The organism is Dietzia sp. CQ4 (assembly GCF_014145125.1).
GTDB lineage: Bacteria > Actinomycetota > Actinomycetes > Mycobacteriales > Mycobacteriaceae > Dietzia > Dietzia natronolimnaea.
The window spans coordinates 1-8,094 of the sequence record NZ_JAALDZ010000136.1 but is presented as its reverse complement, the minus strand read 5'-3'; the positions used below and the strand labels follow the sequence as shown (position 1 = coordinate 8,094).

The 8,094-nt window shown below is 71.5% G+C and carries 6 protein-coding genes and 1 pseudogene; all 7 read left to right on the top strand.

Annotated elements, in window-relative coordinates; genetic code table 11:
• Positions 1 to 262, top strand: a pseudogene (locus tag G6031_RS08715) (hypothetical protein); the annotation flags it as partial.
• A 4-nt stretch (positions 263 to 266) separates the two neighbouring features.
• Positions 267 to 1,502, top strand: a complete 1,236-nt coding sequence (gene manA, locus G6031_RS08710; RefSeq protein ID WP_179524776.1) for a mannose-6-phosphate isomerase, class I — start codon at positions 267 to 269, stop codon at positions 1,500 to 1,502.
• A gap of 65 nt (positions 1,503 to 1,567) precedes the next feature.
• Complete coding sequence (gene ahcY, locus G6031_RS08705; RefSeq protein ID WP_179524777.1) at positions 1,568 to 3,034, top strand: adenosylhomocysteinase; 1,467 nt, start codon at positions 1,568 to 1,570, stop codon at positions 3,032 to 3,034.
• Positions 3,035 to 3,046: 12 nt separating this feature from the next.
• Positions 3,047 to 3,685: a dTMP kinase gene (locus tag G6031_RS08700; protein ID WP_182653031.1), complete on the top strand. Its 639-nt coding sequence runs from the start codon at positions 3,047 to 3,049 to the stop codon at positions 3,683 to 3,685.
• A gap of 110 nt (positions 3,686 to 3,795) precedes the next feature.
• On the top strand, positions 3,796 to 4,485 hold the full coding sequence (gene mtrA, locus G6031_RS08695) for an MtrAB system response regulator MtrA (RefSeq protein WP_179526178.1): 690 nt from the start codon (positions 3,796 to 3,798) through the stop codon (positions 4,483 to 4,485).
• A complete protein-coding gene (gene mtrB, locus G6031_RS08690) occupies positions 4,482 to 6,209 on the top strand; it encodes an MtrAB system histidine kinase MtrB (RefSeq protein WP_179524779.1) in 1,728 nt (575 codons plus the stop codon). Before mtrA ends, mtrB begins: the two co-directional genes overlap by 4 nt.
• Positions 6,206 to 7,945, top strand: coding sequence for an LpqB family beta-propeller domain-containing protein (locus tag G6031_RS08685; RefSeq protein ID WP_182653030.1), 1,740 nt, complete (start codon positions 6,206 to 6,208; stop codon positions 7,943 to 7,945). The genes mtrB and G6031_RS08685 overlap by 4 nt, the downstream gene beginning before the upstream one ends.
• The last annotated feature ends 149 nt before the right edge of the window (positions 7,946 to 8,094 follow it).

The window sequence follows — 8,094 nt, the reverse complement described above, 5'->3', positions numbered from 1 at the left end:
GGACCCCCTCGCGAGTCTGTTCCACGACGACCAGCTCGACGGTGAACGCGAGGACAGGACCATCCGGCACCTCGGTATGGTGCTCAGCGCGGACGAGGAATTCGTCCGCCTGGCCGCGGGCCCCCTCGCGGACGTCGAGTGGATCTCCGATCGTGGTCGGGACACGGTCGGTGCCACACCGGCCCCGTTGAGCGGAAAGGTGGCCGCGCTCATGGCACGGACCGAACTCTCCGCCGCGTACCTGCTGGTGGGGGGGCTCTAGAACCGTGGTCGCTCTCACCCCGGTCGTCCAGGCGTACGCATGGGGCTCGCGGACGGCGCTCCCCGAGTTGTGCGGAACCCACTCCCCGGCACCGCACCCGGTGGCCGAGCACTGGTTCGGCGCCCACGACTCCGGCTCGTCGCTCTGCGCCGACGGGCGGGGGTTGGACGCGCGGATCGCCGCCGACCCCGAGGGAGAGCTCGGGGCGCGGGTGGCCGCGGAACACGGGGGCGGACTGCCGTTCCTCGTCAAGCTCCTGTCCGCCGAGCAGGCGCTCTCCCTGCAGGCGCACCCGTCGCCGGAGAGGGCGAGGGAGGGTTTCGCCGCCGAGGACGCGCGGGGGATCGCCGTCCACGCCCCGGATCGCAACTACCGCGACACCAACCACAAGCCCGAGATCCTGGTGGCCCTGACCGAGTTCCACGCGCTGGTGGGATTCCGCCCCGTGCCCCGGACCGTGGCGTTGTTCGACGCCCTCGACGTGCCGGCCCTGCGCCCCTACCGCGACATGCTGGACGGCCAGCCGGACGCGGAGGGCCTCCGTGCGGTGTTCACCACCTTCGTGACGATGCCGCACATGGCGTTGGAGACGGTGGTGGCGGACCTGGTCACCGGCGCCGTGGGGTACCTCACCGCGGAGGGTGTCTCCGGCGCGTGGTCGAACGAGGCCACGACCGTGGTCGAGCTCGCCGAGCGGTACCCCACGGATCCCGGTGTCCTGGGTGCCCTGCTGCTCAACAGGGTGGTGCTCCGGCCGGGGCAGGCCGTGTACCTGGGCCCCGGTCAGCTCCACGCCTATCTCCGCGGAGTCGGGGTGGAGGTCATGGCCAACTCGGACAACGTCCTGCGCGGGGGCCTGACACCCAAGCACGTCGACGTCCCGGAGCTGATGCGGGTGCTCGCGTTCGACCCGCTCGCGGACCCCACGGTGCGGCCGGTCCCCGCCGATCGCGGGATCCCCGGGGAGGTGGACTACCCCACGCCCGAGCCCGACTTCGCGCTCTCGCGCATCGTGCTCCCCGCCGGCACCGGCCCCGTCACCTACCGGACCGACGGCCCGGAGGTCCTGTTGTGTACCTCCGGCCGGGTGTGCGTGTCGGAGAACGGGACCACGGAGACGCTGGGGCCCGGCCACGCGGTGTGGGTCCCCGCCTCGACGCCGGTGGTGGAGCTGGAGGGCGCCGACGGGGCCACCGTCTTCCGCACCCGGGTCGGCGGTCCGGAGACGGGGACGGCGTAGCGGTAGAGCTCCCCGCTAGTGTGGTGCGGAAGTCTTTTCCGAACTACGAGGAGCTGGTCGCACACATGTCCGCTGATCTGCACGTGCAGTCCGTCAACGGTGTCGAGTTCAAGGTGGCGGATCTGTCGCTGGCGGAGGCGGGCCGCAAGCAGATCCGTCTGGCCGAGCACGAGATGCCCGGCCTCATGGCGCTGCGTGAGGAGTACGGGGCGGAGCAGCCGCTGGCGGGGGCCCGGATCGCCGGGTCCATCCACATGACGGTGCAGACCGCCGTGTTGATCGAGACGCTGACCGCGCTGGGCGCGGAGGTCCGGTGGGCCTCGTGCAACATCTTCTCCACGCAGGACGAGGCGGCCGCCGCCGTCGTCGTGGGCCCGGAGGGCACGCCCGAGGCCCCGTCCGGCGTGCCGGTGTTCGCGTGGAAGGGCGAGACGCTCGCCGAGTACTGGTGGTGCACGGAGCAGATCATGACCTGGCCCGGCACCGATCCCAACATGATCCTCGACGACGGTGGCGACGCCACCATGCTCGTGATCAAGGGCAAGGAGTTCGAGCAGGCCGGGGCCGTGCCGTCGGACGACTCCGCCTGGTCGGCGGAGGAGAAGGTCTTCCACGCGCTGCTGCGCGAGTCCGTGCCGGCCCACCCGGGCAAGTACACGGCCATCGCCGAGTCGGTCCAGGGCGTCACCGAGGAGACCACCACCGGCGTGCACCGCCTGTACCACTTCCACGCCGAGGGTGTGCTGCCGTTCCCGGCGATCAACGTCAACGACGCGGTCACCAAGAGCAAGTTCGACAACAAGTACGGCACCCGCCACTCGTTGCTGGACGGCATCAACCGCGGCACCGACGCCCTCATCGGCGGCAAGAAGGCCCTGGTGTGCGGTTACGGCGACGTGGGCAAGGGGTGCGCCGAGGCCCTCGCCGGCCAGGGCGCGCGCGTCCAGGTCACCGAGATCGACCCGATCAACGCGCTGCAGGCCCTCATGGACGGCTTCGACGTGGTGACCGTGGACGAGGCCATCGAGGCGGCCGACATCATCATCACGGCCACCGGCAACAAGGACATCATCACCTTCGACCACATGAAGCGGATGAAGAACAAGGCGATCCTGGGCAACATCGGCCACTTCGACAACGAGATCGACATGGCCGGACTGGAGTCCGCGGCGGACGTCACCCGCATCAACATCAAGCCGCAGGTCGACGAGTTCGTCTTCGACTCCGACGGCCGCTCGATCATCGTGCTGTCGGAGGGGCGTCTGCTCAACCTCGGCAACGCCACCGGCCACCCGTCGTTCGTGATGTCCAACAGCTTCTCCGACCAGGTGATCGCCCAGATCGAGCTGTTCAGCAAGGCCGACCAGTACCCGATCGGCGTCCACCTGCTGCCCAAGATCCTCGACGAGAAGGTCGCGCGCCTGCACGTCGAGGCACTCGGTGGATCGCTCACCACGCTCGCCAAGGACCAGGCCGAGTACATCGGTGTGGACGTCGAGGGCCCGTACAAGCCCGACCACTACCGGTACTGAGCCGGACCGAAGGTGGTCGCGCGTCTGGTCGTCGTCGAGGGGCTCGACGGCGCGGGCAAGAACACCCTGACGACCGCCCTGGTCTGTGAGCTCACCGACCGGGGTGTGTCGGTCGGGCGTTTGGCGTTCCCCCGGTACGGGACCCTGCACGCCGACCTGGCCGCCGACGCCCTGCACGGCGGCCAGGCCGGTACGGCCGACTCCCCGCACGCGATGGCGTTGCTGTTCGCCCTGGACCGGCACGCGGCCCTCGCCGAGCTCCGCGAACTGGCCGCCTCCCACGACGTGGTCCTGCTCGACCGGTACGTGGCCTCCAACGCCGCCTACACGGCGGCCCGGCTCGGACCCGGGCGGGAGGCGGAGGTGATCCGCTGGATCGGTGAGCTCGAGTTCGACCGACTCGGTCTGCCGCTGCCGGACCTGCAGATCCTGCTGGACACGCCGACCGCACTGGCCGCCGAGAGGGCCGGCGCCCGGGAGACGGCGGACCCGGCCCGGACCCGGGACCGCTACGAGAGGGACGCCGCCCTCCAGACGGCGACGGGGGAGGCCTACCGTCGGCTCGCCGCCTCCGCATGGCGCTCGCCCTGGCGGGTGCTGGGCGTCGACCCCGACGTGCGGCGGTTGGCGGACCTCGTGGTCGGCTCGTGAGCCGTCGGCGCCACGGATTCCCCGGCCACCGAGCCGAGCCGTGGGCCCGGCCCGTCGGTGCGGCCGGGTAAGGTCTCCATGGACACATGCCGACACTCACGCCGACACAAGTGGTGACAATGACCCCGAAGATCCTCGTCGTCGACGACGACGCCGCACTGGCAGAGATGCTCACCATCGTCCTGCGGGGCGAGGGGTTCGAGACCGAGGTCGTGGGCGACGGCGTCCAGGCCATCGAGACCTTCCGGGCGGTCCAGCCCGATCTGGTCCTGCTCGACCTCATGCTCCCGGGCCGGAGCGGGATCGACGTGTGTCGGGACATCCGCGGCGAGTCCAGGGTGCCGATCGTCATGCTCACGGCCAAGACGGACACGGTGGACGTGGTCCTGGGGTTGGAGTCCGGAGCCGACGACTACATCATGAAGCCGTTCAAGCCCAAGGAGCTCGTGGCCCGCATCCGGGCGCGTCTGCGCCGGGGTGAGGACGAGCCGAGTGAACTCCTGCACATCGGTGATGTGACGATCGACGTGCCCGCCCACACCGTGACGCGTGAGGGCACGCCGATCCCGCTCACGCCGTTGGAGTTCGACCTGTTGGTGGAGCTCGCCCGCAAGCCCCGCCAGGTCTTCACCCGCGAGGTCCTGCTCGAACACGTCTGGGGCTACCGTCACTCGGCCGACACCCGGCTGGTCAACGTGCACGTCCAGCGCCTGCGCGCGAAGATCGAGAAGGACCCGGAGAACCCCGAGGTCGTCCTCACCGTGCGCGGAGTCGGGTACAAGGCCGGTCCGGTCTCGTGACCGCACGTCGCCCGGACGACGCGGCGGCGTCCTCCGGCGACGAGCGCGACACCCGGGACATGACCGACTCGTCGTCGACCCTCCTGGAGCGGATCCGGGATCTGGACCTCACCGTCCTGGGGATGCGGTTCGCGCGCATGTGGCGGCGATCCCTCCAGCTCCGGGTGGTCACCTCGACCCTCGCGCTGTCCATGGGCGTGATCCTCACGATCGCGTTCATGCTGCAGAGCCAGATGGCCGCGCAGTTGCTCTCGACCAAACTTGACGCCGCGGTCGAGCAGGCGGGCCGGCTGCGGGTCACCGTCGAGGCGCAGATCGCCGCGACCGACGAGGGGACCAGTGAGCAGTCCCGCCTCGACCAGGCGCGCAGCGCACTGGGGGAGCGGGGCATCGCCTCCGACGGGGAGTCGGTGCACGCGGGCACCTTCGACCCGATCCTGGTGGTGCCCGACCAGACCGGGCGCGGGCAGGTCGTCAGCCCGGCCGACTCGCAGGTGCCCCCGGAGTTGCAGTCTCTGGTCCAGCGGGGCCGGGTCGCCTACCAGTACGTCACGGTCGATTTCCGTGGAGAGCCCGCCAAGGCGCTGATCATCGGGACGCCGACGGACTCGTCGATCCCCGGGCTCGAGCTCTACCTGGTCTATCCGCTCATCGCCGAGGAACAGACGCTCGGGATCATGCGCGGGATCGTCGCGACCGCCGGCCTGGCGATCATCGTGCTCAGTGCGGCGATCGCGTGGATGGTCGCACGGCAGGTGGTGCTGCCGGTCCGCCAGGCGGCGTCGATCGCGCAGCGGTTCGCCAACGGTCACCTCAAGGAACGGATGGTGATCCGGGGAGAGGACGACGTCGCCCGACTGGCGATGGCGTTCAACGACATGGCACAGAGCCTGTCCGACCAGATCACCCAGCTGGAGGAGTTCGGCGACCTGCAGAAGCGTTTCACCTCGGACGTCTCCCACGAGCTGCGCACCCCGCTGACCACCGTCCGGATGGCGGCGGACATCATCTCCGACTCCGCCGGTGACCTCGACCCCCCGACCAAGCGGGCCGTCGAGCTGCTGGAGTCCGAACTCGACCGGTTCGAGAGCCTTCTCACCGACCTCCTGGAGGTCTCCCGCCACGACGCCGGAATGGCAGAGCTCTCGGTGACCGCGCTGGACGTGCGGGGGGCGGTCGAGGACGCGGTGTCCACCGTGTCGCACATCGCGGAGTCGGCGGGCGTACAGGTCGAGCTGGACATGCCGGCCGAGCCGGTGGTGGCCGAGGTGGACTCCCGACGGGTGGAGCGCATCCTGCGCAACCTGGTGGCCAACGCACTCGACCACTCGGAGTCCAAGCCCGTCCGGGTGACCCTCCGCGGGTCCGAGGCGGCGCTCGCGGTCTCGGTGCGCGATCACGGCGTGGGGCTCAAGCCCGGCGAGGAGTCGCTCGTGTTCAACCGCTTCTGGCGGGCGGATCCCTCCCGGGTCCGTCGGTCGGGCGGGACCGGACTCGGTCTGGCGATCGCGCTCGAGGACGCCAAGCTGCACGGCGGCCGGCTGGACTGCTGGGGCAGCCCCGGGGAGGGGTCGTGCTTCCGGCTGACCATCCCCCGGCGCCACGGGGGCACCCTCACCTCGAGCCCGCTGCCGTTGACCCCGGAGGACGAGGCGCGGCTGGTGAGCACCGGGTCGCCGACCCCGCTGGACCGCGTCCCCGGGACCGAGGAGGCCCGCTCGTGAACCGTGTGCGGGCTCTGGTCGCGGCGGTGGCGCTGGTCTGCGTGGCCGCGCTCGGTGCCACCGGGTGCGCGACGCTGCCCTCGTCGTCGTCGCCCCAGGTCATCGACACCTTCTCGCCGTCCGGGGCCGGCCTGGCCGTCCCCACCCCGGTGCCCGACCAGGAGCCGGACCTCCTCGTCCGGGACTTTCTCAAGGCGGCCGCGATCGCCGACCAGCGACACGCGGCGGCCCGTCAGTTCCTCACCCCGGAGGCGGCCGAGACCTGGGACGACTCCGCCGAGACGACGATCGTCCTCCGGGCGGACCTCAGCGCGGAGGGTGGACGGGGCGCGGACCGGGCCGAGTACACGCTGCGCGCCGAGAAGGTCGGCTCACTCGACCCCGGCGGCATCTTCAGGGAGGACGTGGGGCAGCTGGAGGTGACCATCGGCCTGGCCCGGCGGGACGGCCAGTGGCGCATCGACCGGTTGCCCCCGGGGGTCGTGATCGAACGGACCGAGTTCGTCTCCACCTACGCCCAGCGTGACCTGTTCTTCCTCTCCGGATCCGGGGACTCGCTGGTCCCCGACACGCGGTGGACGGCCGCGGACCGGACCGACCTGGGTTTCTCGCTGGTCAACCTGCTCGCCACCGGGCCCCGCCCCGGGCTCGAGTCCGCCGTGCTGTCCCGGGTCCCCTCCTCGGTGTCGGTCCGCCCCGACGAGACCACCGAGGGGGAGGACGTCAGCGGGACCTCCATCGACTTCACCGGACTCCCGGTGCTGAGCAGCCAGGCCACCACACAGTTCGCCGCCCAGGTCGTGTGGACCCTGGCCCGCGCGGATGTGCCCGGTCCGTACCGACTCGAACGGGACGGCGCGCCCCTGGACGAGCGCTTCGTGGACGGGTGGACGACGGAGGACGTCCGGACGTTCGACCCCTACCCGCCGGTGGAGCCCATGCGCAACGCGCTCACGGCCGCCGATGGCCTGGTGCGGCTCGAGGCGACCGGCGCCCGGCCGGCCGGAGGTCCCTGGTCGGAGGTCCGCGGGGGACGGAGCGCGACCATGTCTAACGACGGCAGGGCGCTGGCGGTCGTCGCCGGAGAGGACCGCGCGGGGCCCCAGAGGCTGCTGATCGGGGCGATCGACGGCGAGCCCGCCGAGGCCCTGTCCGCCCGGACCCTGACCGGACCCACGTTCCACCCCGTGGACGGACGGGCCTGGGTGATGGCCGACGACGCCAGGCTGGTGCGGGTCGGCGCGGGAGGTGACGCCCCGTCGGTCCAGGAGATGGACGGTGCCCCGATCCGCGCACTGGGGTCGCGGGTCACGGGGCTGCGGATCGACCAGTCCGGGGCCCAGCTGGCGGTGGTGGTCGACGGCAAGGTGTTCATCGGCGCCCTCTCGGCGGAGACCGGGCAACCGCTGGCCGGCACCTTCCGGCAGATCGGCCGGGCGTTGGGGGAGTCGGCCACCGTCGTGGCGTGGCGTGACCGGTCCACGATCGTCGTGGGCCGTGACACCAGCGAGGCACCGGTCACGACGATCACCGTCGACGGCGCGATCACCACACCGTTGTCGCAGCGCAACATCGCCGGACCGGTCACGGCGATCGCCGCGGCGGGCCCCGAGGTGTACGTGGTGGACCAGCGGTCCCTCCTGAGGCTCGACACGGAGGCCGAGACCGGGGATCGCTACTGGCGGGAGATCAACGGACTGGCCGCCATCCGGGCGGACCCGGTCGTCGCGGGCTGACCCGGTGCCGACGGGGGCCGGCGGGAGACGGGGGCGCCCACGTGGACCCGGGTGGGCCGCGGCCCTGGCGGATCTCGTGATCCCCCTCGAGTGCGCTGGGTGCGGGTGCGCACGGGAGCGGTGGTGCCCACGGTGTGCGTCGACCCTGG